The following is a 23963-nucleotide window of genomic DNA, read 5'->3' on the forward strand; positions in this document are numbered from 1 at the left end:
GCTGGATTCGGTTATGGTTTGTGGTGGTGTTGGTTCGGAGGCAATGGGTTTGCTTTCGGGCGACACAAGCGAAACAGGGGTATCGGTTGATTTAACCAATTTCGCATCTGTTTTCATGCCAACCAATGCGCTTGGTGGTGCGATAATTGGATTATTTGTCAAATTTTCGGGTGTGGCAACCGATTCATTGGTTTGGGTTGTGTCGGTTTGTGGTGTTTGTTCGCTGGATTTGGGTAACTCGGATTCAGTGATACTGGGTTGCGATGCAACATCATCAAATTCTTCGCCGATTACTTCGGGTTTGGGTAAATGCAAACCTGCTTCGGTCAGCACGGCATAAGCGGCTAATTCGTCTGTGTTTCGGCGTAGGTATTGGTGTAATTGCAAAAAATGCATTTCCAATTCTGCTGCACGCGCAGGATGGTAATACCAATCCAGTACGGCATTTGCCAATTTTTCTGGTGTGGCATCTTTTTGCAGCAATTCAGGTACAACTTCTCTACCCAATAAAATATTGGGTAAACCCACATATTGAATTTTAATTTTGCGCTTGACTAATGCATAAGTCAAAGACGAAATACGGTAACTAATCACCATCGGACGTTTGCACAAAGCCACTTCCAATGAAGCAGTCCCACTGGTTACCAATACAACATCAGCTGCTATACACGCCAATTCGGTTTTGGCAGCCTGAAGACGAATGGGTAAATAACGAAATTCTTCTTGTTGTAAATATTCTTGCAAACACTCGCGTACACCAGCTGAAGGGTAGGGCATCAAGAAGACAGCTTCAGGTAAGGCTTTGACAATTAAAGCGGCAGCACGTAAGAAAACCGGTGCCATATATTCCACTTCACTCACACGGCTACCGGGGAGCAATGTGAACACGGGTGCAGTCAAATTTAATTTCAAACGTTCGCGCACGGCTTCGCGACTATTTTCCAGTGGCAGCATTTGTGCCAAAGGGTGTCCAACGTATTCTGCTTTGCCACCAGCATCACGATACAATTTGGGTTCCATTGGGAACAAACACAAAACCTGATTTACTTGACGCACGATTTTATGTACTCGCTCGGGTTTCCATGCCCACACCGAAGGGCTAACATAATGTAAAGTAGGAATGCCTGCGGCTTTTAATTTGGCAGCGACTGTTAAATTAAAATCGGGCGAGTCAATGCCAACAAAAACATGTGGGCTGATTTTGCGTAAATCTTCCACTAAACCACGGCGAATACGCAAAATTTCAAATAGGTTACCCAAAATTTCAGTATAACCGCGTACTGCTAGGGCATCTTGTTCATATAAGCTAATTAAACCAGCCGCTTTCATGCGAGGACCACCAATTCCGACAAAACGTGTATTGGGATACTGTTGTTTAAGTGCATCAATTAAATGTGCGCCGAGTAAATCGCCAGAGGCTTCGCCAGCGCAGAGTGCGATAATAATTTCTTTATTCATAAAAATATTTTGTTTACTTTAATTGTTTAAATTTTTATTGTTGGTCAATGGTTAGTGTATTTTGTTTCAGGCTGTTTGAAAATATAATTCTTAGATAAAAAAATGAATTGTACAAAAAAATAGTCATCTAAGAAATGCAAATTCACAAATATAGTGAAATTTTGCCAATGTTTTCTTATTGAATTCAATTTGAGGCAATAGGGTGCCAGTTTACGCCGAAGAATAAAAATTAGAATTGTATTACTTTATTTTTAAATGACTATATATCTCTGACATAAGTTGAACCGTGGTTTAACCTACACTTAATTGATTTATTGACTCAATTCTGGTTATTCTTTTTCATTAGCTGAATTTTGTTGTTCTTGCCATTTAGCGATGCGGTTACGTCGCCGTACCATCGCCACCCATACTGCAAATACTGTTGGCAAAATTGTCCAAAATACTAAGTAAATTAACGCTCGCGCCACACTCGGTTGCGCTAATGAAAACATCATTGTGGTAAATACATATCCAATTAATACGATATGCCACATTTTTTTACTCCTTAAAATTTTTTCAGGCAGCCTGAAAAATATCCAAGCTGCCTGAAAATAAATAAATTTCTAATTATTTAGATTTTTTCAATGTATCAATCATACCGTCTTTTTGGAAGTTTGCATCGTCAAATGTTTCCAAATCTTGACCAGGTTCACGCAACACATCTTCAGTACTCACATTGGATTTGCTCTCTAACACAATTGCAGATGATGCGTGTTCACTGGTACGATACACCATCACTAAGCCAACTTCTTCAGTTGGTAAACTCAAAATTTTAGTGGCTTTTTTGTCTGGGTTGTTCCATTCGGTTTGTACTAAGCGATTGCCTTTATAGACAGACAACACCGTACCTTCGTCCACGCCATCGGCCAAGCCTTTATTCAGAATCACGCTTTGACCCACACCAGTTTCCGATACGCCGTCCATCACGGAAACAATACGCGCTTCCACAGGAGAATCTGGTGTGTGTGGCATCGCATTAAATTGTGTTATCACGTCTGGTTTGCGAATAATGTAATCGCCACGCATGATTTCAGATGCGGCGGTTTTTACTTGCAATGGCACTGCTGTGCGAACGGCAGTTGGTTTTTTCTCGCTGTCTAATTTCACATAATATTCATCGCCAGCCAATTTAGCTTCCATTTTGGCACGTTGTTTGGCACTGTATCCATTTAATGCGGTGCTATTGTTGCGTTCTGCTAACGCGGTGTTATCGTTGCTCAATGTGGTTAATTCGCCACTAAATTCAACCAATTTACCCAATGATTTGCCTGTAATTGGATCTTTCAAATCTTGTACTACGCGGAAACTCAAATATTCGCCTGGTTCAATGATGCCGTCAGCATAAATGCGATCGCCATTGGTGTAAATATTGCGTCCATCTGCGCCAGCAACCACGCGTGGAGCGTGTGTCAATTCATTTGCGCTAACAAATTGCGGGTGTTTCATAAATAAGCGGTAAAAATCCACGTCTAAAGTTTGGATACCGTAGCCAGAACCTAAATCACGCACTTGTGGATGCAATTTGATGAAACCACTTTTACGACCCGATGCGCCTTTGCCAACACGCAACACAGGACGACCATTCACATAAGTCAAATACAACACTTGACCAGGATAAATCCAATGTGGGTTGCGAATTTTTGCACGGTTTACATTCCACAAGCTGGGCCATTGGTATGGGCGATACAAATATTTGCCTGAAATGCCCCATAAGGTGTCACCTTGCTTCACAACATAGCGTTTAGGTGCATTGGGTTTGACTTGCAAACCTTTGGCAAAAACAGGTGCAGAAATGGCTATTCCAGCCACGCACAACATTGTCATAATGGATTTATTCATTGCAACTCTCTTTAGTTAATTAAAAAACAGGGAAACATAAACCGAATGATAGTGCATTTCAATAGAAAAATGCCAGTTTTTATGTTATTTTCTTGTTACAAATGGCAAGTTTGCCACACACATTTTGAATAATTACTTTTGAGACAATAAAATGGCACTTCTCCCCATCTTAAAATATCCAGATCCGAAATTACATACAGTTGCTAAACCTGTGAGTGAAGTAAATGACCGCATCAAAAAATTGGTGGCAGATATGGCGGAAACCATGTATGAATCACGCGGCATAGGCTTGGCTGCCACACAAGTTGATGTTCATGAGCGTGTGGTGGTTATTGATTTATCTGAAGAACGCAACCAACTGATTACCCTGATTAATCCAATTATTACCCACAAAGACGGTGAAACCACTTACGAAGAAGGTTGCTTATCTGTTCCAGGTGTGTATGACACGGTAACTCGTGCCGAACGTGTAACCGTAGAATTTTTGGACGCAGACGGTCATGCACAAAAATTGGATGCAGACGGTTTATTAGCGATTTGTATCCAACACGAATTGGATCATCTGCAAGGCAAAGTGTTTGTGGAATATTTGTCGCCACTCAAACAAAATCGCATCAAAACCAAAATGAAAAAACGTGAACGCGAAGAAATGCGCCATAATATGTAAATGCGATTGTTTTCAGGCAGCCTGAAAATTTTGCAAAATAAATTAAACAAATTAAACAAATCAACATGGCAAAAGCCCCCAAAATCGTTTACCAATGCACCGAATGCGGTGGAACTTCCCCCAAATGGGTTGGCAAATGCCCCCATTGTGGCGAATGGAACACGCTTACCGAAAACTTAGCCGCACCCGAATCTAAAAACGCGCGTTTCCAATCTTGGGCGGCTGAAACCACACAAGTACAAGAACTTTCCAAAGTTACCGCTCAAGAAGTCCCACGCGAAGCCACAGGCATGGGCGAACTGGATCGTGTGTTGGGTGGTGGATTGGTAGATGGTGCGGTGATTTTGCTCGGTGGCGACCCCGGTATTGGCAAATCTACGCTATTGTTGCAAACCATCGCTTTAATGGCGAAAAAGCGCAACGTTTTATATGTTTCGGGCGAAGAATCCGCGCAACAAGTGGCATTGCGTTCGCAGCGTTTGGGATTAAATGCGGACGGTGTGCATTTATTGGCAGAAATTCGTTTGGAAGCGATTCAGGCAGCCTTAAAACAACACAAGCCATCTGTGGTGGTGATTGACTCCATTCAAACCATGTATTCTGACCAAATCACGTCCGCTCCTGGCTCGGTGTCGCAAGTGCGCGAATGTGCAGCACAACTTACACGAATGGCCAAACAAATGGGCATTGCAATGATTTTTGTTGGACACGTTACCAAAGATGGCGCAATCGCCGGCCCGCGTGTATTGGAACACATGGTGGATACCGTGTTGTATTTTGAAGGCGACCAGCATTCCAATTACCGCATGATTCGCGCGATTAAAAACCGTTTTGGTGCAGCGAATGAGTTGGGCGTATTTGCGATGACAGAAACGGGTTTAAAAGGCGTTTCCAATCCATCAGCAATTTTTTTGGCGAGTTATCGCGACGATGTGGCGGGTTCATGCGTGTTGGTTACGCAAGAAGGAAGCCGTCCGCTTTTAGTAGAAATTCAAGCATTAGTGGACGATGCACACGGATTTACGCCCAAGCGTTTAACCGTTGGCTTGGAACAAAACCGCCTTGCCATGTTGTTGGCGGTATTAAATCGTCATGCGGGGATTGCCTGTTTTGACCAAGATGTGTTTTTGAATGCAGTCGGGGGGGTGAAAATTAGCGAACCTGCGGCGGATTTGGCGGTTATTTTGGCGATGTTATCCAGTTTCCGAAATAAACCTCTGCCCGAGAAAATGGTAGCGTTTGGTGAAATTGGTTTAAGTGGTGAAATTCGTCCTGTGCCGCGTGGTCAAGAGCGTTTGAAAGAAGCAGAGAAATTGGGTTTCAAACGTGCGATTGTGCCAAAAGCCAATTTACCCAAAAATGCCCCAAAAGATTTTCCCAATTTGCAAATTTATGGCGTGGACAATTTGCAAGATGCCGTGAGTTTGTGTCGCGATTTGGCAGACGAATAATTTTCAGGCTGCCTGAAAGAACCACGCATCTCGTAAAACAATCAGCGCAATCATTTTCAGGCTGCCTGAAAAAGCGTACAATCGACACAATTATTTTTTTGAAAACAACAAGGCAGCCTGAAACCCTTTTCAGGCTGCCTGAACAATTAATGAAAGCAAAACACACATGATTTACCCAAAAACCTATGATGTCATCGTGGTAGGTGGCGGACACGCAGGCACAGAAGCCGCACTCGCCGCTGCACGCATGGGCGCACAAACGTTATTGCTCTCCCACAACATTGAAACGCTTGGACAAATGTCGTGCAATCCAGCCATTGGTGGCATTGGCAAAGGACATTTGGTACGTGAAGTTGATGCACTTGGCGGCGCAATGGCACTTGCCACCGACAAATCAGGCATACAATTTCGCCGTTTGAATGCATCAAAAGGCGCAGCCGTCCGCGCCACACGCGCTCAAGCCGACCGTATTTTGTATAAAGTGGCTATTCGTGAAATGCTTGAAAATCAAGAAAATTTAGAATTATTTCAACAAGCCGTAACGGATATTACTTTAGATGGCGACCGCGTTTCGGGTGTCAATACGGCGATGGGTTTGGAATTTAAAGCGCGTTCAGTAGTTTTGACGGCTGGCACATTCTTATCAGGCAAAATTCACATCGGTTTAGAAAACTACGAAGGTGGACGCGCTGGCGACCCAGCCGCTAAAACCTTAGGTACACGCTTGCGCGAAATGAATTTACCACAAGGTAGGCTGAAAACAGGCACACCGCCGCGTATTGATGGGCGCACAATTGATTTTAGCCAATTAACCGAACAAGCTGGCGACACGCCTACCCCCATATTTTCCGTACGCGGTAATCAAGCGATGCACCCACGTCAAATTTCGTGTTGGATTACACATACTAATTTGAAAACACACGAAATTATCCGAAGTGGCTTTGACCGCAGTCCCATGTTTACAGGCAAAATTGAAGGTGTTGGGCCGCGCTATTGCCCGTCTATTGAAGACAAAATCAACCGTTTCGCCGACAAAGACAGCCATCAAATTTTCCTAGAACCCGAAGGCTTAACCACCCACGAATATTATCCCAATGGCATTTCCACCAGTTTGCCATTTGACATTCAATTGGCACTCGTTCGCAGCATGAAAGGTCTTGAAAATGCGCATATTTTGCGACCAGGTTACGCAATTGAATACGATTATTTTGACCCACGCAACCTGAAAGCCAGCATGGAAACCAAAACCATTGCTGGGCTATTTTTCGCAGGGCAAATCAACGGCACGACAGGTTACGAAGAAGCCGCTGCACAAGGCTTGTTGGCGGGCGCAAACGCGGTGCAATTTGTTCGCGAACAAGACCCCTTGCTGTTGCGCCGCGAACAAGCGTATTTGGGCGTGTTGGTAGATGATTTGATTACCAAAGGTGTAAATGAACCGTATCGTATGTTTACCAGCCGCGCTGAATACCGTTTGCAGTTGCGCGAAGACAATGCTGATATGCGTTTGACCGAATTGGGGTACCGAATTGGCTTGGTGTCGGAGCAACAGTGGCGCGATTTTGGTACCAAACGAGAAAACATTGAACGTGAAATCCAACGTTTAAAATCAACGTGGTACACGCCATTAAAATTAGATGTGGCGGAGCAAGAACGCGTATTCGGACAAAAATTGGCGCGTGAAGCGAATTTACACGATTTGTTGCGCCGACCAAATTTGGATTATACCAAACTGATGACGCTGCCAAACGCATTACCTGAAAGTCCTTTGGCTGATGATGTGGTGGAACAAGTTGAAATTCAAGTAAAATATCAAGGCTATATTGACCGCCAAAACGATGAAATTGATAGTCGCCGCGACATTGAGACTTTAAGGCTGCCTGAAAACATTGATTATGCCAAAGTCAAAGGTTTATCGGCAGAAGTGCAGCAAAAACTCAATAAATACAAACCTGAAACCGTTGGGCAAGCGAGCCGTATTTCAGGCGTTACCCCTGCGGCGGTAGCATTGTTAATGGTACATTTAAAACGTGGGTTTAAAGAGGCAAAATAAGAAATTAGAACCTATGTTCATTACGAACACAGGTTCTAATTTTAAATAATTATAAAATCACAAAAGGGCAGATAAGGAATCTGCCCCCATGTTAGCCCAAGCAAAGATATCGTGCATCACACGAGAATTAAGCTACTTTCTCATCCGCTTTATAGCCTTTTAATGCAAAATACACAATATAACAGTAACATACAGCCGATACAAAATACGCTGGCAACAAACCAATGGTATCCGCAAACGCACCTTGCGCCACAGGAATAATGGCACCACCTACAATCGCTGTACAGATAATACCCGATGCTTGTCCTGTGAACTTACCTAAACCTTTTGTTCCTAAAGAGAAAATAGTCGGGAACATAATGGAATTAAATAAGCCAATACACAACAAACACCACATGGCAACTTTTCCACCCAATAAAATCGCCAATAAAATCAACACCACTACAACAGATGCGTTAAACGCCAAACATTTATTAGGCTCAAATTTATTCAGCACCGCCGTTCCCACAAAACGTCCTACCATGGCGCCGCCCCAATAGATTGCCAAATAATTTGCACCTGTTTCATGGCTTAATCCCGCCACTTTTTCCAAGACATTAATCATCATAGAACCAATTGCCACTTCTCCACCCACATAGCAGAAAATACCAACTGCACCTAAAATCATATGTTTATATTGCCAAACACTGGTTTTTCCATCGTGATTATGCTCGGTTTCCTGATTGGCAATTTGACGCGCATCAGGCAATTTAATCATTGCCACCACAACCGCCAACAGCACCATAAAGCCCGCTAAACCCAAATACGGAATCTGTACTGAAGAAACTTGTTGAGCTTTGCTGGCGGTGGCATCTACGAAAATCAAAGCCGCTCCCAATGGTGGTGCAACGGTGGTTGCCAATGAATTAAATGCTTGAATTAAAGTTAAAGTAGTGGATTCTTTTCCAGGTTTTGCCAACAAGGTTACATAAGGATTACCCGCCACTTGCAGCAACACAATGCCTGTTGCCAAAATAAACAACGCGCCCAAGAAAATGGGATAAGACGCGCTGCCTGCAGCGGGATAAAACAATACACAACCCAATGCAGCAATCAAAAAACCACCAATCACACCACCTTTATAACCAATTTTCTCTACCAATTTGCCTGCTGGAATGGACATCAACGCGTAAGCAGTAAAAAAACAAAACTGCACCAACATGGCTTGCGTGTAGCTCAAATCAAAGATTTTTTTCAAATGCGGAATCAAAATATCATTCATGCAGGTAATGAAACCCATCATAAAAAACAGCGAAGTCAATACACCCAATGCGAGCGTATTGTTTTGAGATTGAGTTGTTTGTGAAGACATGGAATCACTCCAAATATTTTTGTAATCGGAAGTAGTTATCATATATCCGCTTAATCGTATTTGGCAAATGATATTTATTGATGAATATGAATCAGTTATTTCTTAGGCAGTATGATTGTATGAAACCTTTGTAAAACAGTAAAATAACAGAACGCGGGTAACTCATTCGCGTTTTCAGGCATTAGAAAAGCGCATCGTGAAAAAATGCGCCCAAGATGGAGCAAAGGTTTCAGGCTGCCTGAAATTAGAACCCCCATTCACAAAAAAATCAATAAAATCAAGTAAAAAATCTTATGAATACAGGTTCTAAAGCTCTATAAATTAGTGCTGCTGATTGGCGTTGTATTTTTTCTCTAAACGCGTGAAAATCCAACTCAAACACATGGTCATGATTAAATAAATTAATGCAATGGTATAAAGTGGTTCTTCGTAAATAGAATAACGCCCTGAAATGGTTTTTTGCACATACGCCAATTCTGCCACCGCAATCGCCGACGCCAGCGAGCTATCTTTCAATAATGTAATGAATTCATTGGCAATTGGCGGCAACATACGGCGCAAGGCTTGCGGTAAAATAATAAAACGCATCGCTTGTGCATACGTCAACCCCAATGAACGCGCCGCTTCCATTTGCCCCTTGTCAATAGACTGAATGCCTGCGCGGAAAATTTCCGTGATGTATGCACCTGCATTGACCGTTAAGGCAAATACGCCTGCAATCAACGCTCCATGATTGCGGCGCAATTCAGCCGCCAAATCGCCACTGATTAACAATCCATCATTTGGATTAATCAGCGCAACCGACCACACAAAATGCCAAATAAAAATTTGTACAAACAAAGGTGTACCACGAAACAAGGTAACATACACACCCGATAATGTACGTAAAATAAACATGATGATTTTGACAAACGCACCGCCTTTTTCTATTTTAATGATTCGTGCCAATGCACCCATCAAACCCAAAATCGTGCCGCCCAATACCGCCACCGCCGTGATTTCCAAAGTCAACAATGCTCCTTTGAAAAACATATCACGGTATTCCCAAATAATATCAAAACGGAAATCGGTAAATTGTTTCAAAAATACAAAAATATCATTCATATACAAAAAATCCAAAAAATACTGCGGTCAGCCGCCTAAAGCGCATCATTTTACCGCAAACGTCATCTTATGTATGGAAAAATTCAAATTATTCGGTTACATTGCTCAACTTTAATGTTTATTAGACAAGTTCTTTTATGGTCGTTTAAAATGAAATTTAAAGCGACGATATATTTCAAATTTTTAAAAGGCATCATGATTTCAGGCAACCTGAAAGACAAAAGCCCAAAATAAGAACCTGTATTCATAACCAACGTGAAATGATTTTTGTCCCAGTTGGTGCGAATGACTGTGAATACAGGTTCTAAAATATAGTCAAATGCAGAAAAAGTGCATAATTGATTAAAAAACGTTAAAATTGTGCCATCTTTAATTTGCCAAAATATTAAAAGCCAATTCACTAAGGAATTCATTATGTTTAAGACACATTTTCGCCAAATGGTAATAGCAACAGTATTAATGGGTAGTTTGGGCGGTTGTGCCGTGGGTGTGATAGGTGGTGCAACCGCCCTAGCGTCGGTAGCCGACCGTCGAAGCGCAGGTTCACAAGCCGATGACCAAATTATGGAATTACAAATCAAAGCCAAAGCTAGCTCCACGTTGCGCAAAAATAATACCTCTAATTTCAAACCTTCATTGTCAGTGGTTAGCTACAACCGTCATGTGTTACTCTTAGGTGTGGTAGCAAGCGAAGCCGACCGCCAAATGGCAGAGCAAATTGCACGCGCCGAACGCAGCGCACAAGCTGTTTATAATCACATCACAGTGGTGGATTCAGGACGCACTTTAACCAATATCAGCAATGACACACTGATTACCTCGCGTGTCCGCACCAGTTTGTTGAATTTGGACGGCGTGTACCCTGGTCATGTGAAAGTGGTTACGTTCAACGGCATCACTTATGTGATGGGTTTACTCACTCCCACACAACAAGAATTGGTTAATCAACGTATTAGCACCACATCAGGCGTACAACGTGTGGTTACTTTATACGAAAATTATGTTGAACCTGTTACCAACTAATTCTAAGAACTTTCATTCACAGCCAAGCGCGATGCGTTTTTGTACCATTTAGCACGCCTGCTGCGTTGAATTTCACGCCAATAGGAACACTATTAGATGAAATTCGCCTGACATTCGCACCAACTGGGACAAAAATCCATTTCACGTTGGCTGTGAATACAGGTTCTAAGGTTTTGACATATTTCAGGCAGTCTCAACTTTCAGGCTGCCTGAAAAATGATGGTGATTTTACAATATTTGTTATTTGATCTCTGGCGGTTTTCAGGCTGCCTGAAACGGAACACACTATGTCGTACGAATACGAAGATTATGAAAATGATGATGAACCAAGACGCAAAATGAGTCTTGGCACAATTTTATTGAGTTTATTATTACTGGGAACTGTGGTTGTTATTGGTTTAATTGTATTGGTTTATTTTAAATTAACCAGCATTGACACCAAACCCATCAACACCAATCCAGCCACCATGACCGCACCCGTACAACCTGTGGAAAAAATGTCGCCCGATGGCAAACGTGTGATTCAATCGCCGATGTACGCCAACACCGCCAATGGTGCCAGTGTACCAGCTACCAGTAGTGCAGCTGTGGCACGTAGTAAAGATGCCGATGATGCTGTGAAAAACTTGCGAGACAACGGTGATGGTGTGGTAAGTAACACGATGCCACTGGAAAACAGTCGTTCTTTAACCAATGGCGCAACACAAGCGAAAAAACCGCGTCGTCGCCGTGAAAATAATGGTAATAACGACACCATGCCAATACCGACTACACGTAACCGCAATAATCATTCGTATGACACACAAGACGAAATTCCATTGCAACCGATTAATCGTGGTGAGCGCCCATTGACACCACGCCGTTCCAATAACAGCAATTCAGAGAACCATTCAGCGCAACGTGCTGCGCCACAAGCTGAACGTCCACTTGCTCCGATTCGTCAAAAGCAGTCTGAAGAAATTAATGAATTATTTTAAAATTTAAAATCAATGAAATAATGAAATAAAGCGATATTTGAATTGACAATATAAAAATACCGTTTTAGAATGCGGACTTCTTATCAGATGGGTCGTTAGCTCAGTCGGTAGAGCAGCGGACTTTTAATCCGTTGGTCGAGCGTTCGAATCGCTCACGACCCACCAAATTTTACAAGCCTAAACAGTTGTTTAGGCTTTTTTCTTTTGTCCCCGAATTATCGGATTTTTTGGATTGTGTCCAAATTGTGTCCCAATTTAACAGTAAATTATCCGCGTGGTCTTGCAAGTGTTGTGATGAAAGATGTGCGTATTTCTGCACCATTTCCAAACTTTCCCAACCACCCATTTCTTTGAGAGCCAAAAGCGGTACGCCACTTTGCACCAACCAACTTGCCCATGTGTGGCGTAAGTCATGCCATTTGAAATTACTAATCCCAGCTTCTTTTAAGCCTTTTCTCCAAATGCGATGACTGACCGCTTTAACAGGCTGCCCTTTGCTGTTATTAAACACAAAAGGCGTGGTTTTCTGTCGGACTGCCAAAACCTGTAATGCCACCTGATTAAGCGGTACGCCCAAAGCCTGACTGTTTTTAGTCTCATCAGGATAAATCCATGCGATACGCCGTTTTAAATCAATCTGTTCCCATTTTAAATTCAACACATTATTTTGTCGCAAACCTGTTACTAGTGAAAAAATAATCATATGCTGCATATAGGGCAAGTTTTCAAAGGCATGAACCAATTTTTGGGCTTCCTGCGGTTTGAGCCAGCGAATGCGTTTTTTCGGCTCTTTGTACAATGTGAGTTTGGGGGCTTTACTCAACCAGTCCCATTCATTCACGCATTTGTTCAAAATGGAACGAATTAACGCCAAATAGCGGTTTTTCGTACTGTTTGAACAAGGCAATTCACTAACCACTTTCATAATCGTTTTGCGGTCTAAATCTTGCAAATACCGACCACGCAAGGCGGTTAATTGCCGAATACGACAAATATCGTCTTCAATACTCTTTTTGTCTTGTTTCTCCTTAATCCATTTGGCGGCAGCTTCGTCCCATAAATGTTTTGGCAGCACACCTAAATGCTGTTGCTGCCAAATTTCATGTTCTAACTGCACTCTGTACGCTTGAGCCTTCGCCTTGTCGCTGGTGCCAGTAGAGCGTCTAATTCGCTGATTGCCTGCTCTGATGTCAAGATACCAAACGCCGTCTCTCTGGTAGATACCTTTGTTTTTACTTTGCTTTTTGGACATTGTTGTTCACTCCGTTGTTGAAGTGATGTCTGTACGACATCATTTTCAAGTGATTGAAGAAACTCGTCAAGTTTCGCCTGACGAATGCAATAGGCTCGCCCGATTTTCGCCGCAACCAGTTTTCCTGCTCTGATGTATTCGCGTAGGGTTTCGGGGTGACAATGGGCGAGCTTGGCAGCTTCAGTTACGGTGTAGGTTTTCATGGTTTTTCCTGTTTGGGCAAGCTATCTTCACGTTTATTCATCGTTTTTCCTTTTGAAAAATTTCAGGCAGCCTGAAAAAATTCAAACTGCCCAAACCATTACAAAATCAATGACGCAATCAACACGCCCACTTGCACAACCAACAAAATCATCATTAAGCGAAAAGTCCGAGTTTCTAAGCTCTGAAATAAGTCCACCGACATTTCACTAAATTGGTCTTGAATGCGCTTGCTAACTTGGGCAAACAATTTGTTTTCGTTTTCAGCCAGCATTTGTGTGTTGGTATGCAAAATTTCCTGAATAACCAAATTTTTTTGTTGGCTGAATGCGTCCGCCGACCCGACAATCGCGTTGGCTTTTTTCGTCAATTCATCAAGGAAAAATTGCTGTTGCGCTTGATGTTGCGCCACCAGTTCCGCCATTTCGCGGCGTTGAATTAACATCATGGCAATAATTGGGTCATCTGCCGTCATTTTATAGCCTGTCAAGTCATAGAGTTCAACAAGCAACTTTTGCACTTCGTCATGCTGTTTCGGGTTCATGGCTGATTTCCGCATCAGTTAAGGGAATGGCATCAAGCTGGCTGAAAATGCTTTCTTTAACCATATTCAGACGGCGTTTTTCAGCGAACCGAAATTCAGGTGATACTTTCACTTCTTCAAACGTCAAATTCATTTCCGTCATGGTCGTAATGTCTTTGCCGTAGGTATCGGCTGCCAAAGATTCAATTTTTACAATGCCCAAAATGCGTTCTTGGTTGGCTTTATAAACAGAAAATTCTTTGAATGTTTTGCCTTTCAATTCAATTTTGCCGTTATGCTCGTTCAACCAAACAATCACATCGGCATTGTGTTTTTCCAAAATCTTGTCCAAACCTTTCACACATTCGGTCAGAGCTTGCCCACCGTCCAATGGTACATGGAACACCAAGCGGACACCTTCTTCTGCCAATGCGTTAGCCGTGTCGTTTTCTGCCATATAATTCATCAAAGGCGAAAAAGTCGCCGAGCCATTGTCCACTACCGCGAAACCGTCTTGATAAATCAAGGCTTCTACCAAATCATCAAATGGGCGTGTATTGATGGAATCATCATCATTTAAGATATTGATGACTTCTGCATTAAATGCTGGATAGTTGGCAAATGAATGATTTTGTGGGTCAGTATCGTAACAATGTAAATGTGTGGTTTTGCCTTGCAAATATTGCACCACCAAAGACGCAATAAATGTTTTCCCCACACCGCCCTTGCCTTGTGCTACCATGTGAACTTCTTGCATAAAAATTCCTTTAAAAATAGCCCCTTATTCTGTACGATAAGGGGCGTTAGGTTTATCAAAAAAAGAATATTGGATTATTCAGGCTGCCTGAAATTATTTCACATCTACCCATTTATGACCGCAAGCGTATTTTTCCGTGTGTGGCTGTGAATGAGACAATGAGCCACCAAATCCGCCAATACTGCGCACCATGCGCGTACAGTACACCGTTTGTAATTCGGTTTTGACCGTAGTCCATTCGTGGTTTTCGTAGGCAGCGCAATAGCTGGGTTTAGTTTTACTCACAACAAAACGGCGATTTTGACCCAAACCCACATAATGCCCGATTTTATTCAACTCGGCGGCATCGCAACGTCCAGCACCCTTTGCCAACGCATTAACCAGTTGGGGCATATTCGGTTCTCTGCTGGACGGACACAAATTCAAGAAATCCTTACGCGCCTGAATGGTTTTATATGGCTTTTTCAGTTTGATGGAAAAATAGCGGTGCAAAGATTCCGCGCATTCGTTCGGACGTTCTGCGCTGGACAAGCACAAAATTGCTTCACACGCCAAGCGGGTATCGCCTGTGAGCAAATCGTCTGCATGAGCCGAAAGCGGCACAAAAAAAGTGGCAGAAACAGCCGTTACCACCAGCAATTTTTTCATTTTCATGATAAAACACTCCTAAAATAGATAGGTTAAAACAGTCATTTGCAAAAATTTTGCAAAACAAAACCAGCTTGTTCAAACTGGCTTGGGTTTGCAACCATTTCAGGCTGCCTGAAATACTTTTTCATCAGAAAAATAAGTGTTTGGGTAACGGCGGTAAATGCTTTTTCTCAAACGCTCATACGTGGCTTGGACATTGGGAAACTTACGCTTTTTCCTGCTTCTGACCATTTCTAGCATGACTTGACCGCGCCCATTTTTCGGCGGACGGTATACGGCAATTACTTCAACCAAACCGTTGCGTTCGCGTACCAGCATAACTGTTTCACGGTTCAAATCATCATAGGTAATTTTGTCGTAGTTACCAATCAAACTGTCCACACTGAATTTTGCGTGTGTCAGCGCGGTTTCACGGCTCATGCCATGCGCCAACATCTTTTTAAATTGGCTGTAAATATGGTTGCGCTGTTGAGCAAATTTAGGCTCGGCAATCGGTTTTAAGATTTGAGCCAAGGTTTTGTTTTTCATAACAACACCTAAATCAATTAAAACATTGCAACCACTCACCCAGCCAAAGCTAAGCGAGCGGTGCAACTTCATAAGGAATAATTTTAAAAACAATATTTAAAATCACACGATTTCATAGCGGAGCATTGCTCAACGCTGCCTGAAACCCTGTATTCGCTGCCTACTGCCGCAGCGTTAGAACCATTCCGTAGATAGATTCCAGCATTGGGAATACGTCCCAATTCATCAAGATACGTTCAAATTGTCGCCTGTTCACGGACGCACAATGCGCTACCCGTATGCACGGACATTTCAACTGCTTGGGGCTGATTGAATGCAGCCTGAAACCCAATTACACGACTTACTTTCTGAAATCAATCAGGGAAGTTGGGTTACTTGCGTTTCCAAATTGTTAAAGAACTGTGATACCTGCACAGCTCAAATTAAACACTACGTTTAAGAAAAAATCAACACTTTGTTTAAATTTCAAAATAAACTTTTGATAGTAAATGAAATATTTTTTAAGAGATTTACAGTAAGTTTAATTTTTGATGATTTTGAGCAAGATATAGATAGCAAAAATCCCCGTGGCAACGGGGATTAATGTATGGCTCTCGTCTGATGATTAACCACGTCATGGAGTAAGCACGAAACGGAAAGTTATTGTCAGGGGAAATAGGCTTGGAAGTGAACCATAAGGCTATTTTAGCGGAGGTTCTGTTTTAACTAAAAACCATCAAGCTGATTAGATTTAGGATATTTTTTATTAAATACGTCCCATTCAGGCACTTCCCCATATTTTTCTTGATATTCACTATATGCAAACACATCCCATTCAGGTGGAGGAGCTGGTTTTTGTGTTTTAACCGCAGGCTTTTCATTAGAAGTAGAAATTTTAGTAGGATTTATAATTGGTGTTTCATGTGTTGGCGGTGATATTGTATAGTAATTTTTTGTTGTATGTACACAAGATGTAGTTAATACTGATACGATACATAAGTTAAAAAATTTACTCATGATTTTCTCACTTTTCATAATTAAGGAAAATTCTTTTTAATTCAACAGCAATGCCAATAATTTGTGTATCAGTTGGCATAATTTCTGGCATCTGATTGTTATATTTTAAAAAATACTGGTTTTTTAAATCAATAGATAATTTAGCAACAATCCCACGTTCATTTGATGATACGAGTACAACATGGTTATGTTGTGCTTTTAAATGTGGATTGATAAGTAAAATATCATCTTTAAAAATGCCTATACTTTGTAGTTCATCATTTGGTATTTTGACCCAAAATGGTATTTTGGGTGGTGCTGTAATAACTTGATTTAAATCCAATAATTTAAAATTTTTTTGACTATTTGCAATTACAGTACCATAATTTTCATTAACAAAATGATTGATATTCCCTGTATTGTTGATGTTGGTAACTGCATTACTTTTCTCAATCAGCATTTCTCCCTTACCTGTTTTAACCCAGTTAGATGAAACATTTAATTTTTCTTGAATATCTAAAATTCCTTGATTTGAAATACCACGTTTTTCCCAATTTTTAACAACTTGTGGGGAAGTGTTGAGTAAATGGGCAATTCCTGTTTGTGTATTTACTTGAAAAAGCTCCTGTGTCGCAGCGTATAGCCTTTGCATTGTGATGTCCATAATGTATCTGTTTCAATTCTTTACAGTCCATAACTGCTAAATTATCCCTGATTTAAACAAAATGTTGTTAAACGCATTGTTTGACTTTTTATTAAACATAGTGTTTAATTTAAGCATTTTTAAACATGGAGTTTTGTTATGAATGCCAACGAGCCATCAGACAAAAAGATTATTGAACAATTAGGTGGCACAAGTCAGGTGGCAAAATTGATAAAAGCCAGTCCACAACGTGTCCATAACTGGAAAAATCGGGGTATTCCAGCTTCTGTTAAATTAGCTTATCCTGAATTATTTCTAATTACCCAAATTTCAAAAGAGCAAAAATAAAGCCCATTGGCTGCAACCAAATGGGCTTTCAAATGCTTTTATTACAAGCAGAAAGTTTACCATAAAATGCTTTTATTGCAAACCCTTAAATCACATCTCAACGAAGAATGCGCCATTGTTTACCGCGAATTTAGCGCAATTTGTGGCACAAATGTTCAGGCTGCCACGATGTTGTCCAAATTCGTGTATTGGTCTGATGTCGTTCATCGCACCGAGCCGCAAAAATGTGGCTGGTTCTACAAAACCGCCCAACATCTTTACGATGAATTGGGCTTAACTCGTCGTGGCTATGAAAAAGCACGAAACTTTCTGATTTCACAGGGTTTACTGCAATACAGACGCGGTGGCGTTCACGGTAAAATGCACTTTTGCGTGAATTTTGGGCGTTTGCTGGAAATGGTTTATGAAATTAAAGGTATGGTTGCACCAAAAAATATTTTGCAAACCCAAATTGACCGCGACAATTACACCATTCCCAAATTTATTCCATTGGACAAATGGAATGATTATCTTGATGTTTACAAAGATAAAAAAGGCAAATTTCCCAGCAATAAACAAAAAAGTGCCTTGATTAAGCAGTTGGCACGTTTGCGTGGCAAATTTGATTTGAATGTGGTTATGGAACGCAGTATTGTTGCTGGTTGGATTGGCTTTTATTCGCCTGAATATCAGCCCAGCCAAGTGAATAGCTATCAAGAACAAAAACACATTCAAGCCATTCAAAAAGAAATCCAAGAGCAACAGAGACAACGTGAGAGCCAAGCTCCACCGCGTAGTGAAGCCGCCAAGCAGGAACAAAAGCAAATTATGGCGGAGATAATGAAACACCTGAAAAAGGCTAAAAAGTGGTGAAATCGTTGTAATTTTGCCTGTTTTGGTGTGCCTGATTTGGTGGGTAACTGTATATTTTATTTAGATTTTTATTTAATTTTTCCCAAAATGCACCCGTATAACACCCAAAATGGGTGTTTTTTATTTATGCTTTCGTTGAATGGCGTTTCAGGCAGCCTGAAACGTATTTCTGCCTATTTTTTAAGTAAAAAACCGCATTCATTCATCAAGTAGAAAATGTTTTAAAATCATGTCTTTGTACATTTTGAACAATGTACTTTGAACAAAATGTACATTGTACTTTGCTCAAAATGGACGCACTCTATACAAAGAATACTTTCAAAGATTACGCCAAAGAAAATGAGCGCGGTCGCGCTCGGTGGTATTTTGATTTTTTGTTTATCAGAAAGAAAATGCGTGTGGCAGGGATAGTTTTTCTTGATAAAATTTGCCCAATTTCCGTGAAAACATTGAATTTGCCAAATACCGTGAACCGATTGCCATTACACAATACGGCAAACCTGCTGTGGTTTTGATGAGTTATGAAGAAGCGGTTAATTTATTGAACATCAAAGAAAAAGCATATTCAGATGAACGAGTGCCCAATGAATTAACTCGCCAAGCCATGCAAGAATTGAGAGATGACCGTCAGAGCCGACATTTGAAACGACATGATAGCGTAGAAGCTATGATAGCGGATATTCAGGTGTTTGAAGAATGAACCGTACACTTGTACCGAGAATACGCGAAATTCAAGCTGAATTTTTGGCTCAGCTGCCCGATGAATTACATCAAGGACAAGTTGGGCGTGTTGCCAAACGTTTTGCATTGGTGGCAACAGCGTTGGAAATGTCGCGTTCTATTACATGCATTATGCAGGGCATGGGTATGTTAATGGTGCAAAAGTGTTTTGATGATTGGCTCAACCGTACAGGTGCTGGTAAACAAGAAGATTTGAAAATCATCAAGAAAATGGCGGACTTTATGCAACTAAACGCTGACAATGGGCGTTTTGCTCAATGGGACGCTAAAATCACATCGTCCAACCATGCAGGGTATTTCAGGAAAGTGGATTATGGTAAAAGTACCCACTATTGGATGGTACCGGCGGTGTTTGAACAGGAAATTTTTCAGGGTATTGATATTCAAAAAGTGTGTCAGGTTCTGTGTGATTTGGGGTGGTTAATCCGCCCTAATGATAAAAACTGGAAGCATTTGAAACGTGATAAAGGGCGTTTTTATGTTATTAAAGGAATTGAAATTCCTGAAAAATAATCTATTTTTTACTCAAAGCCATCAATCATTGATTTTGATTGATGGCTTTTTGTAACACCTTGTATCGCCCGTATCGCCCAGTATTATTCTAAATAATTTATTTAAATTCAATAATGTAACAGGTGTAACACCTGTAACTCCCAACTTTACCATTATTTGAATTTAGAAAATAACTTTATTTAAGAAACAATCATATTTAGGGTATTACGGGTGTTATATCTTTTAACCATATGTTTTTATTAATAAATATTTTATTATTAGGGTGTTACAAAGGTGTTACGAGGCTGTTACATCCATTTATCAAAGAAAAAAATTTGGTGGAATGCCAAAAATTGTTGGGGTCCTGATTTTTTTAATAAAAAAAAATTTGATTTATCAGGAAAAAAATCGTCAGAAGAAAAAATGCCTTTCGGTGGAGTTTTGGCAGTAGTGGATAAACCTGTTTTCTGATGATTATTTAATTGAATTTAAATGGAAAAAAGTTTTATTTTTTTAAAAAATAACTTGATTTACACACGATTCGTGTGTATAATGGCTTTATTAAATGTTAAACAGGAACTTCAATTATGAACCATTTAGACACCCAACTGCAAAAAGCCCAAGTTAAACAAGCGTGGGAAGATGTCCGCAAAAAGCGTTTAGAAAACGATTTGACCGAACAACTGAACGAAATCCAAATCAAAAAAGCCGAATTAGACTTGGCACAACACGAACAATTACAGGAGATTGAAAGACGTAAACAATTGGCGGAACTCGCTAAACTGGAACAGGAAGCCAACCACATTTTATTAGCAAGTAAGGTAGGTGCTTCAATTTTGGCGGTGGTTTCGTTTATTGTGGTTACAATCATTACAATTTATGAGAAACTGAAAGCCGTATTTGGCGGTTAAAATTAAGGCGATATGGGATAGCAATTATCTCATATCCACTAAAACTTAAATCATTGAACAATATGGAGATTTGAAATGATTAAAGAAAATAAAACAGTAGCTGAACAACTAGATTTTGAATTGGCTGAAATCAAAAAGAAACATGAACTTGCCAATAAAAAGGCGGTCGTATGGATTATTTTAATGTTGTTATTGACGCTTTGGTTTTGGTCGTGGTTATGATGAATTTCCCTGAAATTGGCTACACGCCAGCGAATTTGCGTTATGTATTGGAACAAATGAGGTGGACACAAAAAGAGCTTGCAGAGCGTTTAAACGTCAGTTTAAGGGGCGTTCAAGCGTGGGTAGCAGACGTGGACAAACCAGCCCATAGGGATATGCCTGTAAGCCAATGGCAAGCCTTACTTGTGCTTATTCAGGCAGCCTGAAACAGCAAAAATCGCCTATTTCTACAATAGCGGAAATAGGCGATTTTTTTAACTATTGTTGAATAGCGTTTGCCTAATTCTACGTTCATTTTCTGCTCCAACCACTTGATTAAATCATCTCTATTTTCAAATTTAGGAACAGCCACGAAATCATCTTCAACTCGTGATTTCACGCGTTTGAAATCAAAATTAAATACTTATTGTTTCATCGTTTTTTTCCATATTGCTAAATCAAATCATCAATATCACGCTGTTCACGCGAATTGAATTTTTTGAAACCTGTGTTAATCGGGTGGCGGTCATTTTCGGTTGGTGGTGGAGTGGTGGTTTTCGCTGGTGGTGGCACATCATTTTTTACCACAGGCTCAAGTTGGGCAGGTTTGGACGGTTGAGCCTGATTAGGGCGTGTTTTTTGGGTTGGCACGGTGGCTGTTTGGCTTCTATTCTTGATAAATGATTTGAGCGTGGTTAAGCCCACTTGTAAGCCATTTTCTTGCAAAAATGCCAAAATTTGGGCTTGTGAGTAGCCTTCATTTTTCAGGAAAAAAATGTCATCTTTGAACGGCTCTAATTTGGAAACACGCCCTTTTTTGGGATTTTTGTTGATAAATTCTTGTACAGATTGGCTAATCATAGTTGTTTTATCGGCTAAATTAAGGCTAAATAAGGTCAATTATAGTCTAAATATTGGACTATTTAAAGTCCAAATTAAGCCGTTTAAAGTCTATTTTAAAGTTGCATTATGGTTTACTTAAATCTAATTTATGGCTAATTTTGGTTTAATTGAAGTCTAAATATGGTCTATGGTGTGGGTTATATATTTTTTGTTTAAAAACCTTAAAAATTTAGAACGCAGGATAGGCACAACGTGCCAAAAACACCGCTAAATGCGATGTTTTACATTCCGCGTTCGCGGAAACGCCCCTTGTGGGGCTGGTTCATCAGGCAAAAAGAAAAGGCACTCCGAAGCCCATAGCGGACTTCGGAATGCCTTTGGTGTCAGAAAAAAAGTAGGGCTGCGCGTCAGCGTTCCATTTCCCAATCATCACGACTGGGATTTTTCGGCTCGGCTTTCGGCTCGCTGATTTGGGTTTGAGATTGTTGGTGAGAATGCGCGTGGCGGTCGTAGATTTGTTGGGCTTGAGTATCCAAACTTTTTCCTGAAACTTCTTTGGCAAAATCTTTCATGATTTTGGCTTCGGTTTTGTAACCCAATTTGTACAATTCCCTCGAAATCAAGCTGTACTGCTCTGTAATGTGGTCTTTGGCTTGCTGAGCTTTTCCCTGAAAAGGATGTTGCGGTCGCTGTTGCGCTTGCAGAGCTTCTAAAATCGCTTCAACATTGGTTTGGGCAATGTGGCTGCGCTTGATGTTTTCAGGCTGCTTGCCCTGTTTTTCTTCCTGTATGGTTCGGAGAATGATTTGGCGAATGTCGGCTTTCTGCCCTTTAATGCTCTGCCCACGATGTTGTCGCCGCGTGGCGGTGCATTCTACACCTTGTTCACGCATTTTTTCAGCAAAACGGACGCGCCACTCAAACAAATCATTTTTGCGTGGATTTAAGCGGATACCATCATAATCCCTAACCATGACACACAAATGGACGTGTGGGTGTGGTGGCTCGCCGTCTCGCTCGCTTTCATGGTGCAACACAAAGGCATATTCATGTTTTTCAAACTGTTCAGCCGCAAATTGGCGAGCCGCATTCAGTACGGCTTGCGGTGGCGTACCTGCGGGCATGGACAGCACAATGTTAATCGCTTCGCGTTTGTCGGAATTTTCGCGTATGCCCGATTTTTGCCAATGGTTCATCAAGGATTGAATGGCTTGATTACCTTGAACTTTGTCGCCGTCTCGGGTTTCAAGTGGTAATTCGCCATTACGCGAAATGTATTTCATGTGGTTTTGTACACCGTTAATTCCTTTGGAATTTTTACTAACACGTTTGGCAATTTTAACCATCACTTCAGGCTTTTTGGCGGCGGCTGCCTGTAAATTTTTGAGACCTGTGCCTGATTTTAAACCTGTTTTTGCAAACGGTTTGGTGTTGCGGTTTGGGTTACTGCCACCGCCCAAAGAACTGCGTTTGGGTTTTACCGCATGGGTTTTGTAGCCGATGAACCAGTCATCAATTTGTTTGTTTAGTTGCTGCATACATCAATCTCCAACTTTCGCTGAATTTAAGCGGTTTTTCTTGCTTTTCCAGTACTTTGTAAACAATATCCGTGTGATAGTCCAAATATTCCACAAATTCATTAAGCTGTTTGGTGGTAAATGAATGCGGCGACATTTCATTAAATTTTCGTGCTATTTGATTGATATTTCGCCCAATTCGTAAAAGCTGGTAATTGTATTGAAACAGAGCTTGAACCGCGTCATTGCCTAAAACAGGTTTTTTTGTAATGTATTCGGCGATGATGTCTCGGGCTACTTCGTTTAAGGTGCTATGTTGTTCTTTGGCTTTTTGGGTCAAATAAACCTGTTGCTTGGGTGGTAATCGCAAGGTTAAACGCTCAAATAATTGTTCTTCATGTGTATTCTCTATTTCAGTCTGCCTGATTTGCGCTTGTAACAATTTTTTGGCGAGTAGAGAAACGCTGGCTTTACCGTAGCGTTCTTTGGCGATTTGCCGCAATTGCTGAATTTCATCAGTAGTTAAGCCATAAACATCTATTTTCTTTGATAAATTTTTCACTTTT

General features: G+C 41.0%; 28 protein-coding genes, 1 tRNA gene and 1 pseudogene. 14 read left to right on the forward strand and 16 right to left on the reverse strand.

All coding sequences use genetic code 11. From position 1 onward, the window contains the following. Positions 1-318: 318 nt before the first annotated feature. The 3 genes and pseudogenes from lpxB to BWP33_RS12095 all read right to left on the reverse strand — a co-directional run. Positions 319-1458, reverse strand: a pseudogene (gene lpxB, locus BWP33_RS13080) (lipid-A-disaccharide synthase); the annotation flags it as partial. A gap of 329 nt (positions 1459-1787) precedes the next feature. After that, positions 1788-1991, reverse strand: coding sequence for a hypothetical protein (locus BWP33_RS12090; protein ID WP_002642790.1), 204 nt, complete (start codon positions 1989-1991; stop codon positions 1788-1790). A gap of 73 nt (positions 1992-2064) precedes the next feature. Further along, positions 2065-3336, reverse strand: coding sequence for a LysM peptidoglycan-binding domain-containing protein (locus BWP33_RS12095; protein ID WP_002642791.1), 1272 nt, complete (start codon positions 3334-3336; stop codon positions 2065-2067). Positions 3337-3487: 151 nt separating this feature from the next. Here BWP33_RS12095 and def point away from each other — a divergent pair, with 151 nt between their 5' ends. The 4 genes from def (at position 3488) to mnmG (ending at position 7507) form a co-directional block, all read left to right on the forward strand. Continuing rightward, positions 3488-4003: a peptide deformylase gene (def, locus tag BWP33_RS12100; RefSeq protein WP_002642792.1), complete on the forward strand. Its 516-nt coding sequence runs from the start codon at positions 3488-3490 to the stop codon at positions 4001-4003. Positions 4004-4068: 65 nt separating this feature from the next. Then, the gene (gene radA / locus BWP33_RS12105; RefSeq protein WP_002642793.1) at positions 4069-5454 is read left to right on the forward strand and encodes a DNA repair protein RadA; all 1386 of its coding nucleotides are present in this window, start codon (positions 4069-4071) and stop codon (positions 5452-5454) included. Then, entirely contained in the window at positions 5430-5624 is a 195-nt protein-coding gene (locus BWP33_RS12605) for a hypothetical protein (RefSeq protein ID WP_155999631.1), read from the forward strand. The genes radA and BWP33_RS12605 overlap by 25 nt, the downstream gene beginning before the upstream one ends. After that, positions 5621-7507, forward strand: coding sequence for a tRNA uridine-5-carboxymethylaminomethyl(34) synthesis enzyme MnmG (gene mnmG / locus BWP33_RS12110; protein WP_002642794.1), 1887 nt, complete (start codon positions 5621-5623; stop codon positions 7505-7507). The genes BWP33_RS12605 and mnmG overlap by 4 nt, the downstream gene beginning before the upstream one ends. 127 nt (positions 7508-7634) lie before the next feature. On the opposite strand, the gene BWP33_RS12115 is transcribed toward mnmG, so the two are convergent. Continuing rightward, the gene (locus BWP33_RS12115; protein ID WP_002642795.1) at positions 7635-8858 is read right to left on the reverse strand and encodes a sugar MFS transporter; all 1224 of its coding nucleotides are present in this window, start codon (positions 8856-8858) and stop codon (positions 7635-7637) included. 321 nt (positions 8859-9179) lie between these two features. Then, positions 9180-9962, reverse strand: a complete 783-nt coding sequence (locus BWP33_RS12120) for an amino acid ABC transporter permease (protein WP_002642796.1) — start codon at positions 9960-9962, stop codon at positions 9180-9182. A 414-nt stretch (positions 9963-10376) separates the two neighbouring features. On the opposite strand from BWP33_RS12120, the gene BWP33_RS12130 reads away from it, so the two are divergent. From BWP33_RS12130 to BWP33_RS12140, 3 genes are all read left to right on the forward strand, one after another. Further along, on the forward strand, positions 10377-10985 hold the full coding sequence (locus BWP33_RS12130) for a BON domain-containing protein (RefSeq protein ID WP_002642797.1): 609 nt from the start codon (positions 10377-10379) through the stop codon (positions 10983-10985). Between the two features lie 287 nt (positions 10986-11272). Continuing rightward, positions 11273-11962: a hypothetical protein gene (locus BWP33_RS12135; RefSeq protein ID WP_002642798.1), complete on the forward strand. Its 690-nt coding sequence runs from the start codon at positions 11273-11275 to the stop codon at positions 11960-11962. A gap of 89 nt (positions 11963-12051) precedes the next feature. Next, positions 12052-12127: transfer RNA gene (locus tag BWP33_RS12140), tRNA-Lys, on the forward strand. Between the two features lie 4 nt (positions 12128-12131). Here the strand turns inward: BWP33_RS12140 and BWP33_RS12145 are convergent. From BWP33_RS12145 to BWP33_RS12180, 8 genes are all read right to left on the reverse strand, one after another. Next, positions 12132-13079 (reverse strand): tyrosine-type recombinase/integrase, encoded by a 948-nt coding sequence (locus BWP33_RS12145; protein ID WP_081578999.1) that lies wholly within the window; start codon positions 13077-13079, stop codon positions 12132-12134. Further along, positions 13070-13417: a helix-turn-helix domain-containing protein gene (locus BWP33_RS12150; protein WP_081579000.1), complete on the reverse strand. Its 348-nt coding sequence runs from the start codon at positions 13415-13417 to the stop codon at positions 13070-13072. Before BWP33_RS12150 ends, BWP33_RS12145 begins: the two co-directional genes overlap by 10 nt. 98 nt (positions 13418-13515) lie before the next feature. Continuing rightward, positions 13516-13959 carry a hypothetical protein gene (locus BWP33_RS12155; RefSeq protein WP_002642800.1) on the reverse strand — a complete coding sequence of 148 codons (444 nt, stop codon included), beginning with the start codon at positions 13957-13959 and terminating at the stop codon, positions 13516-13518. Further along, positions 13940-14695, reverse strand: coding sequence for a nucleotide-binding protein (locus BWP33_RS12160; protein WP_002642801.1), 756 nt, complete (start codon positions 14693-14695; stop codon positions 13940-13942). Before BWP33_RS12160 ends, BWP33_RS12155 begins: the two co-directional genes overlap by 20 nt. A gap of 93 nt (positions 14696-14788) precedes the next feature. Next, positions 14789-15349, reverse strand: a complete 561-nt coding sequence (locus BWP33_RS12165) for a TrbM/KikA/MpfK family conjugal transfer protein (protein ID WP_002642802.1) — start codon at positions 15347-15349, stop codon at positions 14789-14791. Between the two features lie 99 nt (positions 15350-15448). Beyond that, the gene (locus BWP33_RS12170) at positions 15449-15874 is read right to left on the reverse strand and encodes a hypothetical protein (RefSeq protein ID WP_155999635.1); all 426 of its coding nucleotides are present in this window, start codon (positions 15872-15874) and stop codon (positions 15449-15451) included. A 705-nt stretch (positions 15875-16579) separates the two neighbouring features. Then, a complete protein-coding gene (locus BWP33_RS12175; RefSeq protein WP_002642804.1) occupies positions 16580-16870 on the reverse strand; it encodes a hypothetical protein in 291 nt (96 codons plus the stop codon). A gap of 7 nt (positions 16871-16877) precedes the next feature. Then, positions 16878-17513 carry a LexA family protein gene (locus BWP33_RS12180; RefSeq protein WP_155999638.1) on the reverse strand — a complete coding sequence of 212 codons (636 nt, stop codon included), beginning with the start codon at positions 17511-17513 and terminating at the stop codon, positions 16878-16880. 138 nt (positions 17514-17651) lie between these two features. Between BWP33_RS12180 and BWP33_RS12185 the strand changes: the two genes are divergently transcribed. The 7 genes from BWP33_RS12185 (at position 17652) to BWP33_RS12210 (ending at position 21264) form a co-directional block, all read left to right on the forward strand. Further along, positions 17652-17840, forward strand: coding sequence for a YdaS family helix-turn-helix protein (locus tag BWP33_RS12185; RefSeq protein ID WP_002642806.1), 189 nt, complete (start codon positions 17652-17654; stop codon positions 17838-17840). 66 nt (positions 17841-17906) lie between these two features. Continuing rightward, positions 17907-18692, forward strand: a complete 786-nt coding sequence (locus BWP33_RS12190; RefSeq protein WP_002642807.1) for a hypothetical protein — start codon at positions 17907-17909, stop codon at positions 18690-18692. 427 nt (positions 18693-19119) lie between these two features. Then, positions 19120-19392: a type II toxin-antitoxin system prevent-host-death family antitoxin gene (locus tag BWP33_RS12195; protein WP_040629379.1), complete on the forward strand. Its 273-nt coding sequence runs from the start codon at positions 19120-19122 to the stop codon at positions 19390-19392. Next, a complete protein-coding gene (locus BWP33_RS12200; RefSeq protein ID WP_002642809.1) occupies positions 19389-19946 on the forward strand; it encodes a hypothetical protein in 558 nt (185 codons plus the stop codon). The genes BWP33_RS12195 and BWP33_RS12200 overlap by 4 nt, the downstream gene beginning before the upstream one ends. A gap of 566 nt (positions 19947-20512) precedes the next feature. Next, positions 20513-20836: a hypothetical protein gene (locus BWP33_RS12205; protein WP_002642810.1), complete on the forward strand. Its 324-nt coding sequence runs from the start codon at positions 20513-20515 to the stop codon at positions 20834-20836. 75 nt (positions 20837-20911) lie between these two features. Then, the gene (locus BWP33_RS12610) at positions 20912-21058 is read left to right on the forward strand and encodes a hypothetical protein (protein WP_002642811.1); all 147 of its coding nucleotides are present in this window, start codon (positions 20912-20914) and stop codon (positions 21056-21058) included. After that, on the forward strand, positions 21007-21264 hold the full coding sequence (locus BWP33_RS12210; protein WP_002642812.1) for a helix-turn-helix domain-containing protein: 258 nt from the start codon (positions 21007-21009) through the stop codon (positions 21262-21264). Before BWP33_RS12610 ends, BWP33_RS12210 begins: the two co-directional genes overlap by 52 nt. A gap of 226 nt (positions 21265-21490) precedes the next feature. Here BWP33_RS12210 and BWP33_RS12215 read toward each other — a convergent pair whose 3' ends face one another. The 3 genes from BWP33_RS12215 to mobC form a co-directional block, all read right to left on the reverse strand. Further along, positions 21491-21898 (reverse strand): hypothetical protein, encoded by a 408-nt coding sequence (locus BWP33_RS12215; protein WP_002642813.1) that lies wholly within the window; start codon positions 21896-21898, stop codon positions 21491-21493. 389 nt (positions 21899-22287) lie between these two features. Continuing rightward, the gene (locus tag BWP33_RS12220) at positions 22288-23418 is read right to left on the reverse strand and encodes a relaxase family protein (protein WP_002642814.1); all 1131 of its coding nucleotides are present in this window, start codon (positions 23416-23418) and stop codon (positions 22288-22290) included. Next, complete coding sequence (gene mobC / locus BWP33_RS12225; protein WP_002642815.1) at positions 23393-23959, reverse strand: plasmid mobilization relaxosome protein MobC; 567 nt, start codon at positions 23957-23959, stop codon at positions 23393-23395. The genes BWP33_RS12220 and mobC overlap by 26 nt, the downstream gene beginning before the upstream one ends. Positions 23960-23963 lie beyond the last annotated feature (4 nt).

The sequence above is a fragment of the Simonsiella muelleri ATCC 29453 genome (assembly GCF_002951835.1).
Taxonomy (GTDB): domain Bacteria; phylum Pseudomonadota; class Gammaproteobacteria; order Burkholderiales; family Neisseriaceae; genus Simonsiella; species Simonsiella muelleri.

Excerpts from the sequence above, each read along its gene's own strand:
- def (WP_002642792.1), top strand. The coding sequence starts at position 3,488 with ATGGCACTTCTCCCCATCTTAAAATATCCAGATCCGAAATTACATACA.
- BWP33_RS12160 (WP_002642801.1), bottom strand. The coding sequence starts at position 14,695 with ATGCAAGAAGTTCACATGGTAGCACAAGGCAAGGGCGGTGTGGGGAAA.
- BWP33_RS12155 (WP_002642800.1), bottom strand. The coding sequence starts at position 13,959 with ATGAACCCGAAACAGCATGACGAAGTGCAAAAGTTGCTTGTTGAACTC.
- BWP33_RS12150 (WP_081579000.1), bottom strand. The coding sequence starts at position 13,417 with ATGAAAACCTACACCGTAACTGAAGCTGCCAAGCTCGCCCATTGTCAC.
- BWP33_RS12180 (WP_155999638.1), bottom strand. The coding sequence starts at position 17,513 with ATGGACATCACAATGCAAAGGCTATACGCTGCGACACAGGAGCTTTTT.
- BWP33_RS12175 (WP_002642804.1), bottom strand. The coding sequence starts at position 16,870 with ATGAGTAAATTTTTTAACTTATGTATCGTATCAGTATTAACTACATCT.
- BWP33_RS12200 (WP_002642809.1), top strand. The coding sequence starts at position 19,389 with ATGAACCGTACACTTGTACCGAGAATACGCGAAATTCAAGCTGAATTT.
- BWP33_RS12185 (WP_002642806.1), top strand. The coding sequence starts at position 17,652 with ATGAATGCCAACGAGCCATCAGACAAAAAGATTATTGAACAATTAGGT.
- BWP33_RS12205 (WP_002642810.1), top strand. The coding sequence starts at position 20,513 with ATGAACCATTTAGACACCCAACTGCAAAAAGCCCAAGTTAAACAAGCG.
- BWP33_RS12090 (WP_002642790.1), bottom strand. The coding sequence starts at position 1,991 with ATGTGGCATATCGTATTAATTGGATATGTATTTACCACAATGATGTTT.
- BWP33_RS12130 (WP_002642797.1), top strand. The coding sequence starts at position 10,377 with ATGTTTAAGACACATTTTCGCCAAATGGTAATAGCAACAGTATTAATG.
- BWP33_RS12165 (WP_002642802.1), bottom strand. The coding sequence starts at position 15,349 with ATGAAAATGAAAAAATTGCTGGTGGTAACGGCTGTTTCTGCCACTTTT.
- BWP33_RS12610 (WP_002642811.1), top strand. The coding sequence starts at position 20,912 with ATGATTAAAGAAAATAAAACAGTAGCTGAACAACTAGATTTTGAATTG.
- BWP33_RS12135 (WP_002642798.1), top strand. The coding sequence starts at position 11,273 with ATGTCGTACGAATACGAAGATTATGAAAATGATGATGAACCAAGACGC.
- radA (WP_002642793.1), top strand. The coding sequence starts at position 4,069 with ATGGCAAAAGCCCCCAAAATCGTTTACCAATGCACCGAATGCGGTGGA.
- BWP33_RS12170 (WP_155999635.1), bottom strand. The coding sequence starts at position 15,874 with ATGAAAAACAAAACCTTGGCTCAAATCTTAAAACCGATTGCCGAGCCT.
- BWP33_RS12115 (WP_002642795.1), bottom strand. The coding sequence starts at position 8,858 with ATGTCTTCACAAACAACTCAATCTCAAAACAATACGCTCGCATTGGGT.
- BWP33_RS12120 (WP_002642796.1), bottom strand. The coding sequence starts at position 9,962 with ATGAATGATATTTTTGTATTTTTGAAACAATTTACCGATTTCCGTTTT.
- BWP33_RS12210 (WP_002642812.1), top strand. The coding sequence starts at position 21,007 with ATGGATTATTTTAATGTTGTTATTGACGCTTTGGTTTTGGTCGTGGTT.
- BWP33_RS12215 (WP_002642813.1), bottom strand. The coding sequence starts at position 21,898 with ATGATTAGCCAATCTGTACAAGAATTTATCAACAAAAATCCCAAAAAA.
- BWP33_RS12095 (WP_002642791.1), bottom strand. The coding sequence starts at position 3,336 with ATGAATAAATCCATTATGACAATGTTGTGCGTGGCTGGAATAGCCATT.
- BWP33_RS12220 (WP_002642814.1), bottom strand. The coding sequence starts at position 23,418 with ATGCAGCAACTAAACAAACAAATTGATGACTGGTTCATCGGCTACAAA.
- mnmG (WP_002642794.1), top strand. The coding sequence starts at position 5,621 with ATGATTTACCCAAAAACCTATGATGTCATCGTGGTAGGTGGCGGACAC.
- BWP33_RS12190 (WP_002642807.1), top strand. The coding sequence starts at position 17,907 with ATGCTTTTATTGCAAACCCTTAAATCACATCTCAACGAAGAATGCGCC.